Annotated in this window: 18 protein-coding genes; 10 read left to right on the forward strand and 8 right to left on the reverse strand. The window is 68.2% G+C overall.

Translation table 11 applies throughout. The features are described 5' to 3' along the window. Positions 1 to 64 precede the first annotated feature (64 nt). The 7 genes from N5D62_RS15330 (at position 65) to N5D62_RS15360 (ending at position 10652) form a co-directional block, all read left to right on the forward strand. Complete coding sequence (locus N5D62_RS15330; protein ID WP_279758711.1) at positions 65 to 1189, forward strand: hypothetical protein; 1125 nt, start codon at positions 65 to 67, stop codon at positions 1187 to 1189. Between the two features lie 289 nt (positions 1190 to 1478). Continuing rightward, positions 1479 to 2648, forward strand: a complete 1170-nt coding sequence (locus N5D62_RS15335; RefSeq protein ID WP_279758712.1) for a SpvB/TcaC N-terminal domain-containing protein — start codon at positions 1479 to 1481, stop codon at positions 2646 to 2648. 59 nt (positions 2649 to 2707) lie between these two features. Further along, positions 2708 to 5140: a VCBS repeat-containing protein gene (locus tag N5D62_RS15340; RefSeq protein ID WP_279758713.1), complete on the forward strand. Its 2433-nt coding sequence runs from the start codon at positions 2708 to 2710 to the stop codon at positions 5138 to 5140. Position 5141: 1 nt separating this feature from the next. Then, positions 5142 to 9131, forward strand: coding sequence for an RHS repeat-associated core domain-containing protein (locus N5D62_RS15345; protein ID WP_279758714.1), 3990 nt, complete (start codon positions 5142 to 5144; stop codon positions 9129 to 9131). Positions 9132 to 9265: 134 nt separating this feature from the next. Continuing rightward, positions 9266 to 9862, forward strand: coding sequence for a hypothetical protein (locus N5D62_RS15350; protein WP_279758715.1), 597 nt, complete (start codon positions 9266 to 9268; stop codon positions 9860 to 9862). Between the two features lie 158 nt (positions 9863 to 10020). Further along, positions 10021 to 10311, forward strand: a complete 291-nt coding sequence (locus tag N5D62_RS15355; protein ID WP_279758716.1) for a hypothetical protein — start codon at positions 10021 to 10023, stop codon at positions 10309 to 10311. 56 nt (positions 10312 to 10367) lie between these two features. Next, positions 10368 to 10652, forward strand: a complete 285-nt coding sequence (locus N5D62_RS15360; RefSeq protein ID WP_279758717.1) for a hypothetical protein — start codon at positions 10368 to 10370, stop codon at positions 10650 to 10652. Between the two features lie 89 nt (positions 10653 to 10741). Here the strand turns inward: N5D62_RS15360 and N5D62_RS15365 are convergent, their stop codons facing one another. Then, complete coding sequence (locus tag N5D62_RS15365) at positions 10742 to 11263, reverse strand: peptidylprolyl isomerase (protein ID WP_279758718.1); 522 nt, start codon at positions 11261 to 11263, stop codon at positions 10742 to 10744. 146 nt (positions 11264 to 11409) lie between these two features. Here N5D62_RS15365 and N5D62_RS15370 point away from each other — a divergent pair, with 146 nt between their 5' ends. From N5D62_RS15370 to N5D62_RS15380, 3 genes are all read left to right on the forward strand, one after another. Next, complete coding sequence (locus N5D62_RS15370; protein WP_279758748.1) at positions 11410 to 12483, forward strand: cupin domain-containing protein; 1074 nt, start codon at positions 11410 to 11412, stop codon at positions 12481 to 12483. A gap of 51 nt (positions 12484 to 12534) precedes the next feature. Continuing rightward, on the forward strand, positions 12535 to 13059 hold the full coding sequence (locus N5D62_RS15375; protein WP_279758719.1) for a hypothetical protein: 525 nt from the start codon (positions 12535 to 12537) through the stop codon (positions 13057 to 13059). Positions 13060 to 13216: 157 nt separating this feature from the next. Further along, entirely contained in the window at positions 13217 to 13417 is a 201-nt protein-coding gene (locus N5D62_RS15380; RefSeq protein ID WP_279758720.1) for a hypothetical protein, read from the forward strand. 215 nt (positions 13418 to 13632) lie between these two features. Here the strand turns inward: N5D62_RS15380 and bamC are convergent, their stop codons facing one another. The 7 genes from bamC to N5D62_RS15415 all read right to left on the reverse strand — a co-directional run bounded on the left by bamC (position 13633) and on the right by N5D62_RS15415 (position 20182). Continuing rightward, positions 13633 to 14793: an outer membrane protein assembly factor BamC gene (bamC, locus tag N5D62_RS15385; protein ID WP_279758721.1), complete on the reverse strand. Its 1161-nt coding sequence runs from the start codon at positions 14791 to 14793 to the stop codon at positions 13633 to 13635. An 88-nt stretch (positions 14794 to 14881) separates the two neighbouring features. Then, positions 14882 to 15763, reverse strand: a complete 882-nt coding sequence (gene dapA / locus N5D62_RS15390) for a 4-hydroxy-tetrahydrodipicolinate synthase (RefSeq protein ID WP_279758722.1) — start codon at positions 15761 to 15763, stop codon at positions 14882 to 14884. 62 nt (positions 15764 to 15825) lie between these two features. Next, positions 15826 to 16482 (reverse strand): class I SAM-dependent methyltransferase, encoded by a 657-nt coding sequence (locus N5D62_RS15395; protein WP_279758723.1) that lies wholly within the window; start codon positions 16480 to 16482, stop codon positions 15826 to 15828. Between the two features lie 8 nt (positions 16483 to 16490). Then, the gene (locus N5D62_RS15400) at positions 16491 to 17294 is read right to left on the reverse strand and encodes an SDR family oxidoreductase (RefSeq protein ID WP_279758724.1); all 804 of its coding nucleotides are present in this window, start codon (positions 17292 to 17294) and stop codon (positions 16491 to 16493) included. Positions 17295 to 17339: 45 nt separating this feature from the next. Continuing rightward, positions 17340 to 17468 carry a hypothetical protein gene (locus N5D62_RS15405; RefSeq protein ID WP_279758725.1) on the reverse strand — a complete coding sequence of 43 codons (129 nt, stop codon included), beginning with the start codon at positions 17466 to 17468 and terminating at the stop codon, positions 17340 to 17342. Between the two features lie 31 nt (positions 17469 to 17499). Next, positions 17500 to 18744 carry an MFS transporter gene (locus N5D62_RS15410; protein WP_279758726.1) on the reverse strand — a complete coding sequence of 415 codons (1245 nt, stop codon included), beginning with the start codon at positions 18742 to 18744 and terminating at the stop codon, positions 17500 to 17502. 19 nt (positions 18745 to 18763) lie between these two features. Continuing rightward, positions 18764 to 20182: an amidohydrolase family protein gene (locus N5D62_RS15415; protein ID WP_279758727.1), complete on the reverse strand. Its 1419-nt coding sequence runs from the start codon at positions 20180 to 20182 to the stop codon at positions 18764 to 18766. Positions 20183 to 20347 lie beyond the last annotated feature (165 nt).

Here is a 20347-nt window from a genome sequence, read left to right on the forward strand (position 1 = left end):
CGGTTCCTGGAAATACTGACGTCCCACCCCGACACCCGGGTCAGTCGACGTTCTCCAGGCCGCCATGCATTCCTCCCGTCCCCCTCGCAACGGCGTCACGCTCGCCCGGCTGCTGATCCAGCCCGATGTCGCCAATGTCCGGTTCGCGCGGCAATCGGTGATCGACGGATCGGTCGAGCCGATGGGCACCGAACTTCGCTTCCGCTGGAACGAGGGCCTGCGCCGCACGCCGCCGCCGCCGAGTCCCTACGCCACCAGCATGCTGCTGAGCCAGGCCTTGCTGGACGGCGCCCTGATGCAGCGCCGGCCCGGCTGCGTGTTCGTCGACATGGACGCGGCCACGCTGCTGAGCCCGATCGCCGACGTGCTGTGCGGTCCGCTGGGCGCGATCCAGCTGCCTGCCGACATGCCGGTCCAGGAGCCGGTCACGCGCCGCCTGGCGCAGTTGCATGCGCGGGGGTATCGCTTCGCGATGGCGGGCGTCACCTCGCCCGACGACCCGCGCATGGAGTGGCTGCCGATGATGAGCTTCGTGAAGCTGGACGTGTCCCTGGCGCCGGTGAGCGCCTGGGCTCCGGTGCAGGCGCTGTCGCGGCAGGGCGGTGTCACGCTGATCGCCGATCGCCTGACCGAACCGGCCGACTACCTGCGGCTCAAGGCGCTGGGCCTGCGCTACTTCCAGGGCGATCTGCTGATGGTCCCGCAGGAGGAGTTCCCGCGCGCGTTGCCGTGCTGCGACCTGGACACGCTGCAGCGGCTGTTCCGGCTGGTGCGCCACGGCGCGCCGCACGAGGCGCTGGCGATGACCGCGGCGGCGGACCCGGCGCTGGTGATCCGGCTGCTGATGCTGTACCGCCTCCAGACGGGCAGGGCGCTGCCCACGACGCTGACCGACACGCTGGCCGCGCTTCCGGAAGCCGTGTTGACCGGCTGGCTGCATGTGCTGCGCACCAGCACCTTCGACCTCACGCCGGCCAGCCAGAGCTGGTCGCAGGCGGTGCGCGAGCAGATCCACAACTACCGGGCGCGGTTGATCGGCGCCCGGATCTGCGCCAGCCCGGCGGAACTGGAGGCCAAGGTCTTCGACCTCTATCGGCGCCTGTGCACGTTCGAGCCGCCCGTGCCGTCGCCCTTGATGCTGGCGTTGGCCACCCCACGGCCGGAGGCTGCCGGCAAGTCATCCGAATGACAGGCCGGCGGGCTTTTTCCTGCCGCCGTCAATCGTCAAGATTGAGTTAAGAAGGTGTGATGAATGCGTATACTCCGCGCCCAACCAGCAGGTCTAGGTGAGACGCGAAGACGTTCCGCCGGATCTGACGCGCGGTGCAACGCCGCGTCGGGGAGAGGGAGAGTCATTCGCAGGAAAACGCGCGTCCGCTGATCGGACGGTGTGCGTCGTGCCTGCTCGTGCTCGATCCGACCTCGGACGCGGCACGAGGCGGACACAGACGATGCGACACGACACGCGATTTCACACCATGACCCTGGCGAGGCTCGCCGCCGTCGCCATCCTGGCGCTGCTGACGACCGGCGGGGTCCGGGCGGAGATGACGACGCCGCATGAGTTCTCGGTGAACTCGAGCGGCGCGGCCAGCATCAACGTGCCGATCAAGGTCGTGCCCGGCATCGCCGGGATGGAGCCGCAGCTGAGCCTGTCCTACGGCAGCCAGAACGGCAACGGCATGGTCGGCCTGGGCTGGCTGCTGACGGGACCGTCGGCGGTCACGCGCTGTCCCAAGACCGACCTGCATGACGGCGAACGCGGCCCGGTGACCTTCGGTCCCGGCGACCGCTACTGCCTGGACGGCCAGCGCCTGCTGCTGGTCAGCGCGGCCAGCACCGACGCCAGCTACGGCCTGGGCGGCAGCGAATACCGGACCGAGCGCGAGAGCTTCTCCCGCGTCCGCGCGGTCGGTGCCTACGCCGTGGGCTCGAACGCGCCGCAGTCCTGGACCGTCGAGAGCAAGTCCGGGCTGATCATGCATTTCGGCGGCGACGCCAACAGCATCGTGCGCAGCAACATGGGCTCGGGCATCCCGTCGGCGCAGTACGCGGTGCGCTGGATGCTGCGACGGATCGAGGACCGCAACGGCAACAGCGTGGACTTCGTCTACTGCGCCGGCGAGGTGCTCGACGACGGCGCGCGCTGTACCGAATCGACGCAGTCGACCTGGTCCGGCTCGCACGTGCTGCACTACGTGCGCTACACCAACCGGCCGGGCGCGCCCGGCAACTCGGCGGTGCTGCTGACCTACGAGACGCGTCGCGATCGCCTGCTGAGCTTCCACGCCGGCTCGCGCCAGGAGCAGTCGCAGCGCCTGAAGTCGCTCCAGACCTACACGGGTTTCGCCGGTCCCGCCGCCGCGGACCGCGGCACCCGCGTGCGCACCTACGAGCTGACCTACGAGGCGCTGTCCAACGGCGCCACGCCGGTCCGCGCCACGCGGACCAGCCGTCTCGCGAGCCTCCAGGAGATCGGCCGCGACGGTTCGCGGCTGCCGCCGCTGCAGTTCAGCCATACCGCCGACCAGGTCTGGGGCCAGGCGACGACCCAACCCGCCGGCGACGGCGGCGTCGTGCGGCCGCCGGTCGGTGGCAACGACTGCGGCGTCGATCCGCGCACCGGCCGCCGGCTGCTCTGCCCGTGAGGACGTCCATGGTTCACGTTCCCGCCTTCCCGGTCCCTTCCTCGTCCGCGAGTCCCCTCATGGCCATCGCTTCCGCACTTCTCCAGCGCTTGTCGCCGCTCGCGATGCGGCGCTCGCTCCCATGGCTGTCCGCGCTGCTGATGGCGCCGCTGCTGATGCTGGTGCTGGCCTTGTCCGCGCCGGGCGCGCAGGCGCAGTCGCCACAGTCCTACGTGCGCGAGGGCTTCAACAACGTCGGCGCGAAGGAAGGGCGCTACTGGGTCGACATCAACAACGACGCCCGCGACGACCTGTGTTTCCTGGTCGACAACACGCGGCTGGATTGCTACCTGTCGGACGGCGCGGTGCTTGCGTCCTCGCCGGTCAGCTTCGGACAGGTCGGCTGGACCTTCCCGGAGACGGTGCGCTGGGTCGACCAGAACGGCGACGGCAAGGTCGACTTCTGCAAGGTCGCCGAGCGCGAGGGTGGCGCGGGCTTCGCCGTCGAATGCCGGCTGGGCACGGATTTCCTTTGGGGCACGGTGTCCGATCCGGTCGGTCCGACCCACGTGCGCTACATGCCGTTCGTGAATCGTCCGGGTCCTGTCGAGCGCGGTGATTTCACCTTCGCCGACCTCGACGGCGACAACCGCACCGACTACTGCGTGCTGATCAAGACCGGCGGCGGCAGCAGCCGGATCGAATGCACGATGGCCAGCACCGGTGGCTTCACGCTGCTGCCCAACTGGGGCACGGTGGCGCTGTCCGACGTCTCCATCGAGGACCTGCGCAAGGGCGGCTTCCACGACGTCAACGGCGACGGCTACCAGGACTACTGCTTCATCTGGAAGAACGCGACGCGCTGCCTGCTGGGCACGAAGAACGGTCCGTTCACCGGCGGCGAGTCGCGCTCGACCGACCTCGGTCCCGGCAACGAGGAGTCGGGCTCCGCCTTCATCGACATCAACGGCGACGGCAAGACCGACTACTGCCGCGCGACCAACACCTCGGGCCAGCGCCGCATCGCCTGCCGGCTGTCGATGGGCCTGGGCTGGCTGGGCAGCGACGTGGTCACGGAACCGACCGACACCGGCTGGTTCGCGCGCTGGTGGGTCGACGTCAACGGCGACGGCAACCCGGACTACTGCCGAGCCGTCGGCGGCGGCAATCCGCATGAGAACGAGTGGCAGAACTCGACCAACTCGATGCTGTGCCGCTTGACCTCGGGCGACGCGCAGGTCTTCGCCAACTCGGACGTGCAGCTGCATTGGCAGAACTTCGGCATCCCGGATACGGGGCGCGGCTTCTGCGACATGTTCGGCAACGGCGTGTCGACCTTCTGCCGCATCACGATGCGCACGGAGGAGATCCCGAACACCGAGACCTGCAACGAGAACGGCTGCTGGAACCAGACCCGCGAGGTCTACGGCGTGATCGCCGGTTTCCCCGACCAGCGCCTGCCCGAACCGCCGCTGCTGACGCAGTTCAGCGATGGCGTCGGCGCGGAGACGCGCATTGGTTATGCCCCGATGAGCAGCAGCCGCGTGTACTACCGTAGCGGCTATGGCGAGGCCAGCGCGGTCGCGCGCAAGGACGGCTCGCTGATCCTGCAGCCGCGGCAGCCGGTGGTGTTCGAGACCCGCGCCTGGCGCGAGGGCACGAACCAGCGCCTGACCGGCAATGCGCGCTATTACTACAAGGACCTGCGCCACAGCCCGCTGCTGGGCTCGCAGGGCTTCGCCGAGCGCTGGATGCTGACCGAGGGCACCAACTCGATCGAGCACCTGGCCTACTTCCAGGGCCTGGGCAACCGCAACGGCCTGGGGCCCGGCCCCAGCGGCAACGACGACGTCGATGGCTCGACCAAGGGCGACTACCGCGAGGTGGGCCAGATGCGCATCCAGCGGCGCTTCGCGATGACGGGCAGCAAGCCCGGGCAGGTGCCGGGCAGCCAACTGGGCACGGCGCTGGGCCACATCCTGAACACCATCGCGGCGACGCCCAGCGGCGGTGACCTGAACACCGCCGACTACCTGCTGACCCAGCTCACCGTCAACCGGCTGGGCGACACCGTGCCGGCGAATCCGCGAATGCGCTTCGCCACGACGACCACGACCGACAAATGGGACCTCGATGGCGCGACGCGCGTGCGGCTGCCGCTGCAGACGGTGCGCACGACGGTCGACGTTTACGGCAATGTCTCCGAGGTCGTGCAGGAAACGAAGATCCTGGAAGGCGCCGGGACCGGCCTGACCTGGCGCAAGTCGACGGTCAACACCTACCAGGACAACCTCGACGCGTGGATGCTGGGCCGCCTGACGCGCAGCACGGTGACCAGCGTGGCGCCGACGCCGGAACAGCAGCTCCAGATGCATGGCGCTCCGAACGTGGGCACCTCGCCGCACGCGGCGGAGGTGTTCTCGACGATGCCGCCCAAGGGTCAGACGCCGCCGCCCAGCCAGATCTCGCCGGCCGTGCTCTCGGCCATCCTCCAACTGCTGCTGGAGGACTGACATGAGCCGCAAGGATGTCCCGATGCCCATGAACCGAGTCCTGCGCGGCGTGCTGCGCGCGATCGCCGCGACGCTGCCGGCCTGGTCGGTGTCCGCCGCGCTGGCGCAGAGCCAGGTGACGCGCACCGTCGCTTACGAGTACCACCCGATCACCGGACAGCTGATCAAGGAGACCGTCGAACCCGGCTCGACCGACTGCGTGCTGACCGAGCACCAGCTCGATGCCTACGGCAACCGCAAGCTGACGACGACCAGCTCGTGCAGCCCGTCCGGCGCGAACTTCGTGCCGCGCGCGACGCAGTACGTGTATGCCGCGCAGAACGGGCACGGGGAGGGCGCGTTTGTTACTGCGCTGCGGGTTGGCAAGCCGGGCCTGGACGCCAACCCGGCGCTGGCGATGAGCCGTGCATCCAATCGGATCGATCCGGGCACTGGGCAGCCACTGGACAAGACGATCGAGGCCGATGCCGGCCGCCACCTGACGACGCGCGTCGAGTACGACGGCTTCGGTCGCGTGAAACGACAGTACACGCCGGTGAGCCGCGACGGTTCGGGTGCTAGTGTCGATGGCTACGTGGACACGCGCCGGGTCTATTGCCTGGGGCCCATGAAGACGGCGCAGGCTGGTGAGCTGGCCGCCTGCCTGGACATCCGCTCGCTCGGCACGATCCCGGTGGACTACCGATCGCGGCTCAACACCGACGGCCAGGGCAATCCGGTGGCCACGGTGGCGCCGACGATCGTCTCCGCCTACTACCTCGAGACGCAGTCCTACGGGCCGTCGGGCGAGGCGGCCGGTCCGCCTTCCCGTGTGCATTACGACAGCCTGCACCGCGAGGTCGCCAAGGAAATCCGTCACTTCAGCGGCAAGTGGGTGATGGAGTTGACTGCCTATGACGAGCTGGGTCTGGTCGTGGCGGGATGGAACAACTTCTACGGGCGCGACGTATCCGGAGCGGTGACGCCGGGTAACGCGGACGACCACCGGCAATGGACGGTCGCGTTCGACCTGATGCATCGCGCGGTCCACCAGCGCGGTTATTGGCGAGGGGCCGAGAACGGATCGCGGCTCGAGCGTGACCAGCTGACGATCTTCCGTGGGCTCGAGTCGATCGCGGAAATCCCCGCTGGATCGACGCCGGACCAGGTGTCGAGGCAGACGATCGCGCGCAAGGATGCGCAGGGCCTCGTGGTCCAGACCGTCGACGCCTACGGCGCGACGCTGAATACTGCTTATGACGCGGTCGGCAATCCCGTGCGCATCGTGGATGCGATGAGCAACACGACCGCCATCGCCTATTCGCCGGGGCATGCGCGCTTCCGGGTCGAGATGAGCGATCCCAGCATCGGCACCTGGAAGTACGAGTACGACGGGTTGGGTCAGCTGCGCCGGCAGATTGACGGCAAGAGACAACCGACCTCGCTCGATTACGACGAACTCGGCCGGATGACGGCCAAGCGCAACGCGGACCTGAACACCGTCTGGTACCACGATCGAACTTCGGCAGGGCAGCCCTGCGCCTCCGGGCACAACCGCCTTTGTGAAGTCGCTTCGGGGGCGGATCCCGCCAATCCGGCGTTGCCAAAGGTCGCGCACTACCGGATGAGCTATGACTCGCTGGCACGCCTCGCCGAGACGGCCCTGGGCACCGGCGACCGGACCTTTGTCAGCAGCGCGGCATACGACGGCTTGGGCCGCGTGGCGCGGCAGAGCTATCCGACCGGCTTCGCGGTGAGCTATGGCTACGCCGGCCCCAGCGATCCGGTGCCAGGTGTGTTGGTGCGTGTTGCGGATGCGGCGAATGCGGCTCGCGTGTTCTGGCAGATCGACGGCCTGGCGCGCAGTGATGTGTTCAATTCACGTGGCCAGTTGCTCAAGTCCCGCTTGGGCAACGGTGTCGAGTCCGCCCACAACATGGACCCGCTGTCGGGCAAGGCATTCCGCTTGTTCGCGACGAATGGCGCTGGGGACTGGGTCCTGAATCATCGCTACACGTACGACAAAGTCGCGAACATCGTGACAAGGGAGGAAGCCTGGCGGGCCGTGATGGACGAGTTCCAGTACGACCGGCTGAATCGCTTGACGCATCATCAGCTGCGCTCGGGCAGCGATGCGGGCGCGACGCGTGCGGTTGGAGTGACCTACAACGCGCTGGGCAGCATCCTGAGCAAGGAAGACGTCGGCGGCTACCGCTACAACGCGGCGGGCGCGTCGCAACCCTTCGCAGTGAAGTCGGCGGGCGGTAGCGACTACTTCTACGACGACAACGGGCAGTTGACCTCGGTGACGGGCGTGCAGCGGCGCACGAACACGTGGACCGCGTTCAATCGGCCCGCGACGATGAGCTACGGCAGCAACAAGGTCACGTTTCTGTATGACGGCGACTACAAACGACTGCGCGAGGACTTCTACTCGGCCGGGATGCTCCAGCGACGCGTGTTCCAGCTGCATCCGGACAGCGCGGGCGGCCTTTCGTACGAGCGTGAGGACGTCGTCGCGGGCCCGAATGCACGGACGGAGCATCGACATTACGTGAGCATTGGCGGCGAGGTGGTCGCCGTCGTGAAGACCTTGGGTGAAGGCGCCGGCGCCGGCGCCGTCCAGGCCGATCCGAAGTTGCTGAACTACTGGCACAAGGACGCGCTGGGCTCGATCGTGGCCGTCAGCGATGCGAACGGCCAGGTGATCGAGCGCGCGCTGTTCGACCCGTGGGGACGGCGTCAGGCGTCGACCGGTGCGGAAATGGCCCTGACGGATGGGCCGGCGCATGGCGACCGAGGCTTCACTGGCCACGAGCACCTGGACGAGCTTGCGTTGGTGCACATGAACGGGCGCCTGTACGACCCGCTGCTCGGTCGCTTCATCAGTGCCGATCCGCTGATCCAGGATCCGACGCTGCTGCAGGGCTACAACCGCTACAGCTACGTGTTGAACAACCCGTTGATCTACCGCGATCCGACGGGCGAGTGGTGGCAGATTCCGGTCTTCGTCGTGGGCTTCGTGCTGGCCCAGGAGGGCAACCAGTACTGGCGCATGGCCGGTCAGATCATGATGATGGCCGCGCTGTCAGGGGCGGGGAAGGCCGGAGGCTTGGTGGAGAGCGGTCTGGGCTCGGTGAGCCAGACCTTCGCGCACGGTGGGCTTGGCAATGCCGTGGTGTCAGCCGGTGTCGCAACTGCATTGACGCCGGGTGCGACGGTGGAATCGATCGCGCAGTCGATGCTTTTCGCCGCGGCCTTCAACGTGGTCGGCGCGGAGACGCTGAACAAGTCCATTCCCGCGAAGATGCTTGCCCACGCTGTGGTGGGATGCCTGCAGGGTGCGGCCACTGGCGGCTCGTGTGGTCCAAGCGCGCTATCGGGGGTAGTTGGCAAGGGCTTCAGCGAAGCGACGAGTGGCCTGGACCTGCACTGGGCAGTCGAAGGCACCATGACGATGGTGGCGGGCGGAACCGCCTCCGTGGTCGGCGGAGGAAAGTTCGCGAGCGGCGCCGCCCAGGCTGGCTTTGCCTACCTCTTCAACAACCTCAGCAAGCATGGCCGGTCCCTTGCGAGGTTGGCGGGAAAGGGGGCCCAGTACCTGTCCGATGTCCTGCTTGAGGCTGGCGCCGAACCCATCCACAGCAACCTCCACCTGCGCGCGAATGGCGTTCACGCGATCGCTGACGGCGTGTTCCAGTTCAAGGGTGCCGACTTCTTCCATGTGGCGGAGGTGAAGCTCGGGGAAGGCGATTTCACGAAGAATCAGCGTATTGTCTACAAGGCGTTGGCCAAGGGCGAGGACATCGAAATGTGGGGGACCGGCGCCGACAAGCTGGGTGCGCGCCTGGGTCTCAAGCCGGATGCGAAGGGCGTTTACAAGGTGCCTGCTGGCAAACTACAGATCGAGGTGTTCACCTTTACGCAGCAGGGTGCCCCGACACCCTCGCGAAGCAAGATCATGAACGACGCCTTGAAGAAGGGTGTCAACGCCCGAGGCGGGCTGGACTGAGCGGCATGTCATCTCGATTCCTTGTCGAGGCCATTCACAGCCTCCATCGTTCTCCTCTCTCAAGTTGGGAATTGGCCCCCGAGGACCGGGGCATTTTCTGCTTCACGAACGTCGGTATCGCAGGCGCGACGCAGATGTTGTCCATCTGGTCCTTGCTGGACCAATCTCAATGGAAAACCGGGGACCGGGTCCAGGTCGAGATCCGGGTGCGCCTCGACGCACTCGAGACCTTCATCGAGACGCGGTTGGGCGATCGATATCGCAGCAGTGACCGGGGAGAGACCCTCGAGCTTGCGCTGCATCGCCTGGTGCCGGAAGGGAATCGCTTTGGAAGAGGGTTCCCGCTGGGCGATGAAGGGTCCGCCGATCTCCTGGAAGAGGCCTTGATCACGCATGGCCTGCCATTCGCGAATCGTGTGGCCACTGGTCAGCTGTTGCTCGACGACGAGCGGTTGAATCCCAAGTGGATCGCGCCGATGCCATGGGCCGTGCGTCGCGTGCTCTATCGACTGGCCACGGATCCGCGAGCGTCGCCCGTGAGGTTGATCCAGGCTGAGCTCGGACATCTGGAAGCGGACCTTCGAACCAAGTGGGAAGCCATCGCGCAGTTCACGCGCGGCATGGACGTCGATGTCCAGGTCAACGAGCGCCTGCAGGCCTTCTCGGCTTTCGCGGACAAGGTGTCGAATGACAAGGCGTTCTTGATCGACCTTCGCGCCCAGGTCGGCTGAGCCGTTGCCGATGCAGAGGGGAGGCGGAAGAGATGAGATGGCGCTCTTCGTTTCAAGTGCTGTGTGCCGTCGCGTTGGGCGTGTATGTCGTTGTCATTTTCGTGACCGGCCCGGCACGCAACAGAGAGGTGTTGGGGATATTCCGGCCTGAGTCGAAGGTGAAGATTTCCCATGAGCTGGACTCGTTGTGCGACGAGTTGCAGCGTCGGGATGTCGGGCGTTGCGGCGCGGTGAGCTGGCAGGGAAAGCATCGGTGGTTCGGCAAGGTCGATTTGGCTGGCCGCTTCGGACCGCCGCCCCAGACGCGGGTCGAGGCCGTCATCGCGGAACTCGGATGGGCGCCCGCCGAGAATGGCGACGCCAACACCTTTGAGCACGCGGGCATGCGACTGTCCCTCTATCTCCACGTCGGGTCCGTGCATGCGATCCATGTGACCACCCGGATCTGACCTCCGCTTGCGCTCGGGGTCGATCGATTGAAGCGGACGTTGCGTCGATGTGCTTGTTGATCACCGCGGTGATGCTCTTCTCGGTGGGGTTCATCTTCATCTGCCTCGGGATCTATCACATGGTCCGGCTGATGAATGTGGAACTCCCTCTCAAGAAGCGCATCAAGATGGGCTTGATGGGTCCCTTCGCATTCCTGGTCGAAGGGCTCTGGGAGCACGAGGCCGAGAGGGCGTTGGTCAGAGCGGTCAAACGCTACTTCGCATGGGGGAGCGCCTTTCTCCTGGCGCTTGGCCTCCTGGCCTTGCTGCCCGATGAGCTACTGAAGCAGTGGGCGTCCTGAGCCCGGGCACGGCAACCAAGCGTGGACGCCAAAAGCAAAAAGCCCCGCATCGCGGGGCTTCTTCATTGGGCGGCGCCAGGCGCCGGCAGTCAGTGAATCGGCTCGTCCGGCCCCGGTCCAGCCGCGATGCTCAGGCCCGAATCGCCCAGCGTGCCGGCCTCGATCTCTTCCTCGGTGGCCTCGCGCACGTCGTGCACCGTCACGTGGATGCGCAGGCCGACGCCCGCCAGCGGGTGGTTGCCGTCCAGCACCACGTGTTCCGGGTAGACCTCGGTCACCGTGTAGATGCGGTCCGCGGGCATGTCCGGCGTGGACGAGCCTTCCGGCAGTCCCTCGAACTGCATGCCGACATCGACGTTCTCGGGCAGGACCTCGCGCGGCTCGAAGCAGACCAGGTCGCTGTCGTAGTCGCCGAACGCGTCCTCGGGCTCGAGCGCCACGCTGACTTCGTCGCCGGCGACCTTGTCGGCCAGCGCTTCCTCGACCTTCGCGAACAGGTCCTCGCCGCCGTAGAAGAACTCCATCGCCGGGTCCAGCACCTCGACGGATTGGCCTTGGGCGTCCTCGAGTCTCCAGGTCAGGGAGACGACGCAGGGGGCAGTGATTTGCATCGCGCGATTCTCTCAGACAATGCGCGACCATGACCTCCAAGTCCACGACTCCCAAGCCGGCCGCGAAGGCTTCTCCGGCCCGCCCCGCCGGCCTCGACATCGACGTCCCGCTGCCGCTGCTGGGCGGCCTGAGCCCCGCCCAGTTCATGAAGGGCCATTGGCAGAAGCAGCCGCTGCTGGTGCGCCAGGCGCTGCCCGGCGCGCAGCCGCCGATCGACCGCGCCGGCCTGGCGCGGCTGGCGGCCAGCGAGGACGTGGAATCCCGTCTCGTCTCCCAGCAGGACGGCGACCGCTGGTCGCTGCGCCAGGGACCGATCGCCAAGCTGCCGGCCTGGAGCAAGCCGCAATGGACGCTGCTGGTGCAGGGGTTGGACTTGCATGTCCAGGCCGCCCACGAGCTGCTGAGCCGCTTCCGCTTCGTGCCCGAGGCACGGCTCGACGACCTGATGCTGTCCTACGCCAGCGAAGGCGGTGGCGTCGGGCCGCATTTCGATTCCTACGACGTCTTCCTGATCCAGGTCAGCGGCCGCCGCCACTGGCGCATCGGCCGGCTGGGCGTGGCCACCACCGGCGAGTTGCGCGACGACGTGCCGCTGAAGGTGCTGGCCGACTTCGAGCCGGAGGAGGACTTCGTGCTCGAACCCGGCGACATGCTTTATCTGCCACCGGGCTGGGCGCACGACGGGGTGGCGGTCGGTGGCGACTGCATGACGGCGTCGGTCGGCTTCCGTTCGCCCTGGCGGAGCGAACTGGCCAATGAGCTGCTGGTCCGCCTGACCGATGACGAGGAAGCACCGCGCGGCGACCGGATGTACGTCGATCCGCGACAGGCCGCCACCGGCGAACCCGGCCGCATTCCGGAGGCGCTGACCACGTTCGCGCGGGAGGCGGTGCTGAAGGCGGTCGCCCAGCCGCTGGCGCTGGAACGGGCGCTCGGCGAGGCGCTGACCGAACCCAAGCCACGGGTGTTCTTCGACACCGGCGAGGCGTTGCCGCCCGGGCAGGGCGCGCGGCTGAGCCCGCGCAGCCGCATGATGTATGACGCGGCCCATGTGTTCATCAACGGCCAATCGTTCCGGGCCGGCGGCCGCGACGCGACGCTGATGCGCCGCCTGGCCGATGCCCGCGTCCTGTCGGCCGCCGACGTCGCCCGCCTGAGCGACGGGGCACGCGACCTGCTGGACCAGTGGACCGAGGACGGCTGGGTGCTGCCCGCCTGATTCGCGTCGATCTCCGCGTCGATCCCTTGTCATCCGCCCCAGGAGCTTCCAATGTCCTCGCCACCCCCGCTTCCGGAAAACCTGAAGACCGGCCTCGTCGAGACGGCGGAGGCGGTCCGGCAAATGCTGCGGCAAGCGCTGCTGCTGGCGGCCGAGCGCGGCGGCCGCGAACTGTGCTGGCTCGATCCGGACTTCACGGCCTGGCCGCTGTCGGATCCGGCGCTGCTGGAGGGCTTGCATCGCTGGGCGCTGCCGCACCGCAAGCTCCGCCTGCTGGCCGCCGTCGACTACGAAGCGCTGCGCCGCGTCCATCCGCGTTTCGTCCAGTGGCGGCAACTGCACGATCCGGTCGTCCAGCCGCGCGCCTATGACCCGGCCGACCTGCTCGAGCGCAGCACGCCGGCGCCGATGGCGCTGCTGCTGGCACCCGGATTGCTGACATTGAGGTTGTGGACGCCTTCGCGGGCGTCGCTCTCGCTGGGAGATGCCCGCGAAGAAGCCATGGCGCGCGAGTGGTTTGACGCTATTGAGCAACGGTCTGCCGACTCGTTCGCCAGCAGCACCCTAGGCTTGTAAGGAGATTACAAACTGGTGGCTATAATTGCTGGCTAGGCGAGGGAAGCGCTCGAGGTTTCTCGCGTCTTGGTCTGCTGAAGTTCGTACTCGTACTCTGGTACGACTTCATTAATTACCGGTAATTGATTGTTCGTCTAAAAGTTACTTGAGGACAAGTATGAAAAAGTCGATCCTGTTGGCCTCCCTGCTGGCCGCTGTTGCCCTGACCGCTTGCGGCAAGAAGGAAGAAGCTGCCGCTCCCGTGGCGACCCCCGCTCCGGAAGCTTCGGCTCCCGCCGTTGAAGCCTCGGCCCCGGCCGTTGAAGCTTCGGCTGCTGCCTCGGACGCTGCTGCTCCCGCTTCGGCCGCCAGCAACTAAGACGATCTCTCGTCCTGAAAAAGCCGCATGGGTTCGCCCATGCGGCTTTTTCTTTGCTGCAATGTTTCTGAGGGATCCGGTCGCCACGCTGCCCGCTGGTATTTGACTGGATACTCTTCTCGAAACTCGCCATGAGAAACGCCACCCGAGGGTGGCGTTTCTATTTGCGCAAAGTGACAAATCTGATGGCGTACGGCAGTACGCCATTCGTGACTTCAGCGAACGTCTTCCATCAGCAGTTGCAGGATGCGCTTGGCCATCTCGTTGGTCTGCTGCTGGCCCTTGTCGTCCAGGATCGCGACGGTGGACTTGCCGGCCTCCGACTTGACCGACACGCGGTAGCGGACGGCGCTCGAGGCACTCTTCGCACCGAACAGGCGCTGGAAGAAGTTGGGCTCTTCCTTGCCGGCCTGGTTCGGATCGGCGTAGCGCAGGAAGAACAGGCCTTGCTTGCGGTCGCGGTCCTCGATGGTGAAGCCATGGCGGTCCAGCGACTGGCCGACGCGGCGCCAGGCGCGGTCGAAGTCCTCGTTGATCTGCAGCTGGTCCGGCACGTCGGCCAGCGAGCGCGGCGCGTTGCCGCGCGGCGCCTCGGCGAACGACGGCGCCGGTTGCTGGGCGGTCGCGACCATCGTCTTGGCTTCTTCGTCCTTGCCGCCGAGCTTGAGCATCAGGCGCGAGGTCATTTCCGCTTCCAGTTCCGGATCGGACGGGCGCGGCTGCCAGCCGGTGTCGTCGCGCTGGGAGTTCGTGTAGACCTCGACCAGGCCGCGGTGCGTCACGTAGATGTCGGTGCCGCCCTGGTCGTTGCGCTCCAGGCGGGTGCGGAACTTGTCGCGCTCGCCGGTCGAGTACAGCGAATCCAGCAGCGTGCCCAGCGTCTTGCGGATGAAGTCCTGCGGCAGCTTGGCCTTGTTCTCGGCCCAGTTGGTCTCCATCAGGCCGACGTTCTGGTCCTCGGTCTCGAGCGTGAAGCCGCGGTCCTGCCAGAAGTTCTTGACCTGCGGCCAGACCTGCTCGGGCGGCAGCGTGCTGTGCAGCCAGCGGGCGTTGCCCAGGCGGTGGTATTCGACGGTGCCGGCCTTGTCCAGCGCGACCGGCGAGCCCGCGGTCGCCACGGCCTGGCGCTGCGCGTTGGGCTGCGCGGCCATCTGCGCGGCGCTGATCGGGCCGGTGGGGCGGTTTTCCTTGGGAAGCTGGGTCAGGTCCGGCGGCACGTCCAGGCCGGTCGTCTGCTTGGCCTGGGTGCGGTAGTCGACCTTGTCGCTGGTGGTGATGCTCTCGAACGTGCTGCACGCCGTCAGCGAGGCCACCGCCATCAGGCAGGCCACGCGCACCGGGGTGGAGGCGCCGGTTTCAGAAAGGGGACGAGTCACGCTGGAGATCTCCGAGGTAGGAAACGGCGGCCCGCGGCCGCTGAAGGGATAGGGGGATCGAGCGGCCGGTCATGCCGGCCGGCGGTGATTAGAGCAGGCCGGCCTCGCGCAGGGCGCCTTCGACCAGCGGCTGGCCCGCGTCGGTCAGCGGGGTCAGCGGCAGGCGCAGGTGATTGCCGCAGCGGCCCAGCCGGTTCAGCGCCCACTTGGTCGGGGCGGGGCTGGGTTCGCAGAACAGCTGCTTGTGCAGGCCCAGCAGCTGGAAGTGCAGCGCGGTGGCTTCACGCACGCGGCCTTCGATCGCGGCCACGCACATCTCGTGCATCGCCTTGGGCGCGACGTTGGCGGTGACGCTCACATGGCCGCGGCCGCCCAGCAGCATCAGCGCGATGGCGGTGCCGTCGTCGCCGGAGTAGATGTTGAAGCCCTTGGGCGCGTGCTTGATCAGCCAGGCCGCGCGCTCGATGTTGCCGGTGGCTTCCTTGATGCCGAACACGCCGGGCAGCGCGGCGCAGCGGATGGCTGTCTCGGGGGCCATGTCCGCGACCGTCCGGCCGGGCACGTTGTACAGCATCATCGGGATGTCGACCGCCTCGGCGATCGCCTTGAAGTGCTGGTAGATGCCTTCCTGCGACGGCTTGTTGTAGTAGGGGACGACCGACAGCGTGGCGTCCGCGCCGACCTGCTTGGCGAAGCGGCTCAGCTCGATGGCTTCGGTGGTGGCGTTGGCGCCGGTGCCGGCCAGGACCGGCTTGCGGCCCTTGACGTGCTCGACCGCGACGCGGATGACCTCGCGGTTCTCTTCCATCGTGACGGTGGGCGACTCGCCCGTCGTGCCGACGACACCGATGACGTCGGTGCCCTGGTCGATGTGCCAGTCGATCAGACTGCGCAGCCCATCGAAATCGATGCGGCCGTCTTCGTGCATCGGCGTGACCAGCGCGACGATGCTGCCAACAATTGCATTCATTGAGGATTCCTCGTGATCGGCGGATTCTACTGAAGCGCCGGGGCGCTTCCGGCCGTCCGCGTTCAGCGCAGCCGGTACCGCGGGTAGACCCCAGGCGCCGCGCCGTTGGCGGCGGCGTCGGCGGCCGTGTCCGCGCCCGCGCGCGGGCGAACGGCAGCAACGCGTTGCACGTAGCGGCCGTTGACGGTCGCGGCGGCGTCGCCGGCGAGGTCCGCCTCGAGGAAGCCGTCCTCGTACGCCACCACGCGCAGCCCCTCGACCGCCGCGAGCAGCTCGCCGGGCCTCAGCAGGAACTCGGGCCGCGCGGGCCGTCCGATGCTCTGCTGGCCATCGGTAAAAGTTTCGTAAATCAGCCAGCCGCCGGGCGCGACCGACGCGACTACGCGCGGCAGCAGCGGCCGCCACAGGTAGTTCGTGACGATGACGACATCGAAGGCGCGCCCCTCGAGCGGCCAGGGCCCGTGCTCGATGTCGGCCTCGATCAGCTCGACGCGGCCGGAGGTCCCCGCCAGTCCGGCCAGCGCCTGGGCGTCCCGGTCGACGCCGGTGACCGCCACGCCGTCGCCGGCCAGCAGCCGCAGGTGGCGGCCGGCGCCGCAGGCCAGGTCCAGCGCCGTGGCGCCGTCGCGGTCGCGCCAGGCCTGCGACCAGCGCAGCACCCAGTCGCTGGGGAATCCGGCGCCGTGCCCGCCGGCACCCGCCCCGATGCTCAAGCTCATGCCCACGTTCATGCCGGCCGCTGTTCCTTCTTGAGGGCCTTCATCGCCATGCGGTCGACCATCGCCGGCGCCAGCAGCTTCAGCCAGCGTCCGAGCTTGCCCTTGGTGGTCATGACGATGTCGCGCTCGCGCTGCAGCGCGCCGTCCAGGATCAGGCGCGCGCAGGCCTGGACCGTCATCGCGCCGCGCTCGTCCAGGCTGCTCAGGCCCGAGGCCTGGCCCTGCGCGTTGAAGCCGCGGTAGCGGATCTGCGTGTCGACCACGCCGGGATAGGCGATGGTGACGCTGACGCCGTGCGAGGCGACCTCGGTGCGCAGCGCCTCGAAGAAACCGGTCATCGCGAACTTGCTGGCGCTGTAGGCGGTCCGCCCCGGGATGCCGAGCAGCCCGGCCAGGCTGGAGACCGCGACGATGCGCCCCTTGCTCGACTTGAGCGCGGGCAGCGCGGCCTGCGTGCACCAGGCCGAGCCCCACAGGTTGATCTGCATCAGGCGCTGGTACCAGGCCAGGTCCTTGACCTGGTCGAACAGCGCATGCGCCGACATGCCGGCGTTGTTGACCAGCACGTCGATCGCGCCGAAGGCGCCCAGCGTCGCGCGCACCAGCTCCTGGCAGTCCTCCTGCGACTCGACGTCGCAGCGCTGCACCAGCGTGCGGGCGCCGAGCGCCTCGCAGTCGGCGGCGACCTTCTCGAGCTTGTCGACGCTGCGCGCCGCCAGCACCAGGGAGAGCTTGACGCCGTCGCGCCGCGCCCATTGGCGGGCCAGTTCGGCGCCGATGCCGTCGGACGCGCCGGTGATGATCACGACCATGTTGTCTCCGTTCTCCTTGTGTCTACCGCACCGTCTGCCAACCCGTCAGAAGCAGGCCCACAGCGCGTCGCCGAGCTGCTGCATCAGCGAGGGCTGCGCATAGGCCAGGAACACCGCGCCCAGCACCGCCGCGGCCGCGAGCCAGCCGCCGATCCGCCAGAGTCCGCGCCGCATGCCGCCGCTCCCGTCCACGAGGCGCCGCGCCTTAGCCCGCCGCCGCCGCCGCCGCTGCCGGCTGCCGCGCGATGGCCGTCTCGCGCACCGGCAGGTTGGCCAGCATCGCCATCACGCCCAGCGCGATCGCCAGGTACCAGACCACGTCGTAGGACCCGGTCGCGTCGTAGAGCTTGCCGCCCAGCCAGACGCCCAGGAAGCTGCCGACCTGGTGGCTGAGGAACACGAAGCCGCCCAGCATCGACATGTGCTGCACGCCGAAGATCTGCGCCACGATCGCGTTGGTCGGCGGCACCGTGGACAGCCACAGCACCCCCATCACCGCGGAGAAGACATAGACGCTGGCCGGCGTCAGCGGCGCGCTCAGGAAGATCACGATCGCGATCGAGCGCAGCAGGTAGATCGCCGACAGCAGGTAGCGCTTGGGCAGCCGCTGGCCCAGCGTGCCCGCGGCATAGGTGCCGAAGACGTTGAACAGCCCGATCAGCGCCAGCGCGTTGGTGGCGACCTGCGGCGTCAGGCCGTGGTCCTTCAGGTAGCTCGGCATGTGCACGCCGATGAACACGACCTGGAAGCCGCAGACGAAGTAACCCAGCATCAGCAGCTGGAAGCTGCGGTAGCCGAAGGCCTCGCGCAGCGCCTGGCCGATGCTCTGGTGATGAGCGCCGTGGGCGGCGTCGCGCGCCGGCTCGCGCAGGCCGAAGGCCAGCGGCACGATCAGGCAGGCGGCGATCGCCAGCACGAACAGCGCGTTCTGCCAGCCGGTGTAGCCGATCAGCCAGTTCTCGACCGGCACCATCAGGAACTGGCCGAAGGACCCCGCCGCCGCGGCCACGCCCATCGCCCAGGAGCGCCGCTCCGGCGAGACGTTGCGGCCGATGACGCCGTAGACCACCGCGTAGGTCGTGCCCGACTGCGCCAGCCCGATCAGCACGCCGGCGCTGCCCAGGAACCCGGCCGTGGTGGCGGAGACCGCCATCAGCGCCAGCCCCGCCGCGTACAGCAGCGCGCCGGCCACCAGTACCCGCAGCGCGCCGAAGCGGTCGGCCAGCATGCCGGCGAACGGCCCGGCCGCGCCCCAGGCCAGGTTCTGGACCGCCAGCGCCAGCGAGAAGGCCTCGCGGGTCCAGCCGCGGTCCATGGTGATCGGGGTGAGCCACAGGCCGAAGCCGTGGCGGATGCCCATCGACAGCGTGACGATGGCGGCGCCGCAGATCAGCACCTGTCGCATCGACAGGCCGCGGGCCGGAGAGGGGGAGATCGGGATCGCGCTCATCCGGTCAATGTAGCGGCGACTACCGCGTGCCGGCCTTCGATGCGGGTTTCCCCGCAGGCTTCTTCTTCGTGGATTTCGCGGCCGCCTTCTTGCCGGTCGCCTTCTTCTTGGACGCGGCGGACGAGTTCAGCGCGTTGTCCTCCTCGCCGGCGGTCGCGGCCACGTCCTCGAGCTGCGTCAGCACGCGGCCCTGCTTGATGCGCAGCAGCGGCTTGTCCAGCGCGTCCAGGTTCTCCAGCGGATTGCCGGCCAGCACCAGGAAGCTCGCTTCGCAGCCGGGCTGGAAGCAGCCGAGCTTGCGCTGCGGGAACAGCGCGCGCGGCGTCTCGACGCTGGCCAGGCGCAGCAGCGCGGCCTTGTCCAGCACGCCGAGCTGGTCCAGGTGGTGCAGCTCGCTCAGCGCATTGCCGGTGAACAGGTCCGAACCGACCAGCAGCCGCGCGCCGGCCGCCTTCAGCCGCTCCAGGTTCTGCTTCTGGACCGCCTCGATGCGGGCCAGCAGCTCCGGCGTGGGCTGGAACAGCCGCGTCGCGACCGTCGCGGTGATCAGGCCGATCTTCTTTTCCGCGGCCAGCGCGGCGACCTCGGGCGGGATCAGGTGGGATTCGGGGTCCTCGCCGTGCTGCGGGAAGTAGCCCGGCAGTTCGGCGATGAAGTCGGCCCCGGCGCGCACGGCGGCGGCGAAGTCGGCGGCGCTCTCGATGTGCACGACGACGCGGCGCTGTTCCGCGTGGGCGCGGCGCACCACCTCGGCCATCACCTCCGGCGTCACGCCGAGCCGGCCCCGCTGCTCGGGCTGCTGGCGCAGCTCGGGGCGGTCGTGGTAACTCATGATGACCTTCACCAGGTCGCTGTGCCGGCCCGCGACCAGCGGCCATTTCTGCGCGACCTGCTCGGGCGTGTCCATCACCAGCACCGCCTTGTCGACGATCTGGTCCAGCGACATCGGCGGCGTGCCCGACTGCAGCATCGCCAGCGGCTGGCCGTCCGACGAGGTGATGCAGGCGGTGGCGAACAGCACGTCCGGCGTCTCCGCCTGGGCGACGCGAGCCCGGATCGGGTCGATCGCGGCCGGGTCGGCGCACAGCATCGCGGCGTAGAAGACGCCGTCGCGCAGGTAGTCCTGGCCGAACTTGTCCAGTCCCCAGGCGCTCTGCAGGTTGTGGTTGTGGGCGTCGGCCAGCGGCGCGACCAGCGTCTGGCCGCGCAGCTCCAGCAGCCGGTTGACCTTGCGGGGCCGCTTCTCGACGAAACGCCCGTCGTCGACGTACAGCGTGCCGCTTTGCAGCTTCTCGCCGTCGAACCAGCGGGCGTGGCGCAGCTCCATCGCCATCTCGGGACTGGCCTTGTAGTCCTCGGCGCGTGCCGGACCGGCGCCGAGGAGGGCGATCAGTGCCAGGACCAGCGGGCCCAGGACGGGGGAGAGGGGGCGGAACAAGGAGGGCATCGGACCGGTGCAGGCGGGGAACGGGCGCTAGACGGGGGGATTGACCGGGGATCGGGCGGACAAGCGGCGGATGCTACGACAGCGCTCCGGGCGTGCCAGCGCCCGATCGGTAACCGGACGTGGCCGGGCGCGGCGCGCGTGCGCAGGGCGCGCGCG

The sequence above is a fragment of the Mitsuaria sp. GD03876 genome (assembly GCF_029840635.1).
Classification (GTDB): domain Bacteria; phylum Pseudomonadota; class Gammaproteobacteria; order Burkholderiales; family Burkholderiaceae_C; genus Roseateles.

What these genes read in the sequence shown, in the direction of transcription:
- N5D62_RS15330 (WP_279758711.1), top strand. Translation starts at nt 65, where the DNA reads ATGCATTCCTCCCGTCCCCCTCGCAACGGCGTCACGCTCGCCCGGCTG.
- N5D62_RS15335 (WP_279758712.1), top strand. Translation starts at nt 1,479, where the DNA reads ATGACCCTGGCGAGGCTCGCCGCCGTCGCCATCCTGGCGCTGCTGACG.
- N5D62_RS15340 (WP_279758713.1), top strand. Translation starts at nt 2,708, where the DNA reads ATGGCCATCGCTTCCGCACTTCTCCAGCGCTTGTCGCCGCTCGCGATG.
- N5D62_RS15345 (WP_279758714.1), top strand. Translation starts at nt 5,142, where the DNA reads ATGAGCCGCAAGGATGTCCCGATGCCCATGAACCGAGTCCTGCGCGGC.
- N5D62_RS15350 (WP_279758715.1), top strand. Translation starts at nt 9,266, where the DNA reads ATGTTGTCCATCTGGTCCTTGCTGGACCAATCTCAATGGAAAACCGGG.
- N5D62_RS15365 (WP_279758718.1), bottom strand. Translation starts at nt 11,263, where the DNA reads ATGCAAATCACTGCCCCCTGCGTCGTCTCCCTGACCTGGAGACTCGAG.
- N5D62_RS15370 (WP_279758748.1), top strand. Translation starts at nt 11,410, where the DNA reads ATGAAGGGCCATTGGCAGAAGCAGCCGCTGCTGGTGCGCCAGGCGCTG.
- N5D62_RS15375 (WP_279758719.1), top strand. Translation starts at nt 12,535, where the DNA reads ATGTCCTCGCCACCCCCGCTTCCGGAAAACCTGAAGACCGGCCTCGTC.
- N5D62_RS15380 (WP_279758720.1), top strand. Translation starts at nt 13,217, where the DNA reads ATGAAAAAGTCGATCCTGTTGGCCTCCCTGCTGGCCGCTGTTGCCCTG.
- dapA (WP_279758722.1), bottom strand. Translation starts at nt 15,763, where the DNA reads ATGAATGCAATTGTTGGCAGCATCGTCGCGCTGGTCACGCCGATGCAC.
- N5D62_RS15395 (WP_279758723.1), bottom strand. Translation starts at nt 16,482, where the DNA reads ATGAGCTTGAGCATCGGGGCGGGTGCCGGCGGGCACGGCGCCGGATTC.
- N5D62_RS15400 (WP_279758724.1), bottom strand. Translation starts at nt 17,294, where the DNA reads ATGGTCGTGATCATCACCGGCGCGTCCGACGGCATCGGCGCCGAACTG.
- N5D62_RS15405 (WP_279758725.1), bottom strand. Translation starts at nt 17,468, where the DNA reads ATGCGGCGCGGACTCTGGCGGATCGGCGGCTGGCTCGCGGCCGCGGCG.
- N5D62_RS15410 (WP_279758726.1), bottom strand. Translation starts at nt 18,744, where the DNA reads ATGAGCGCGATCCCGATCTCCCCCTCTCCGGCCCGCGGCCTGTCGATG.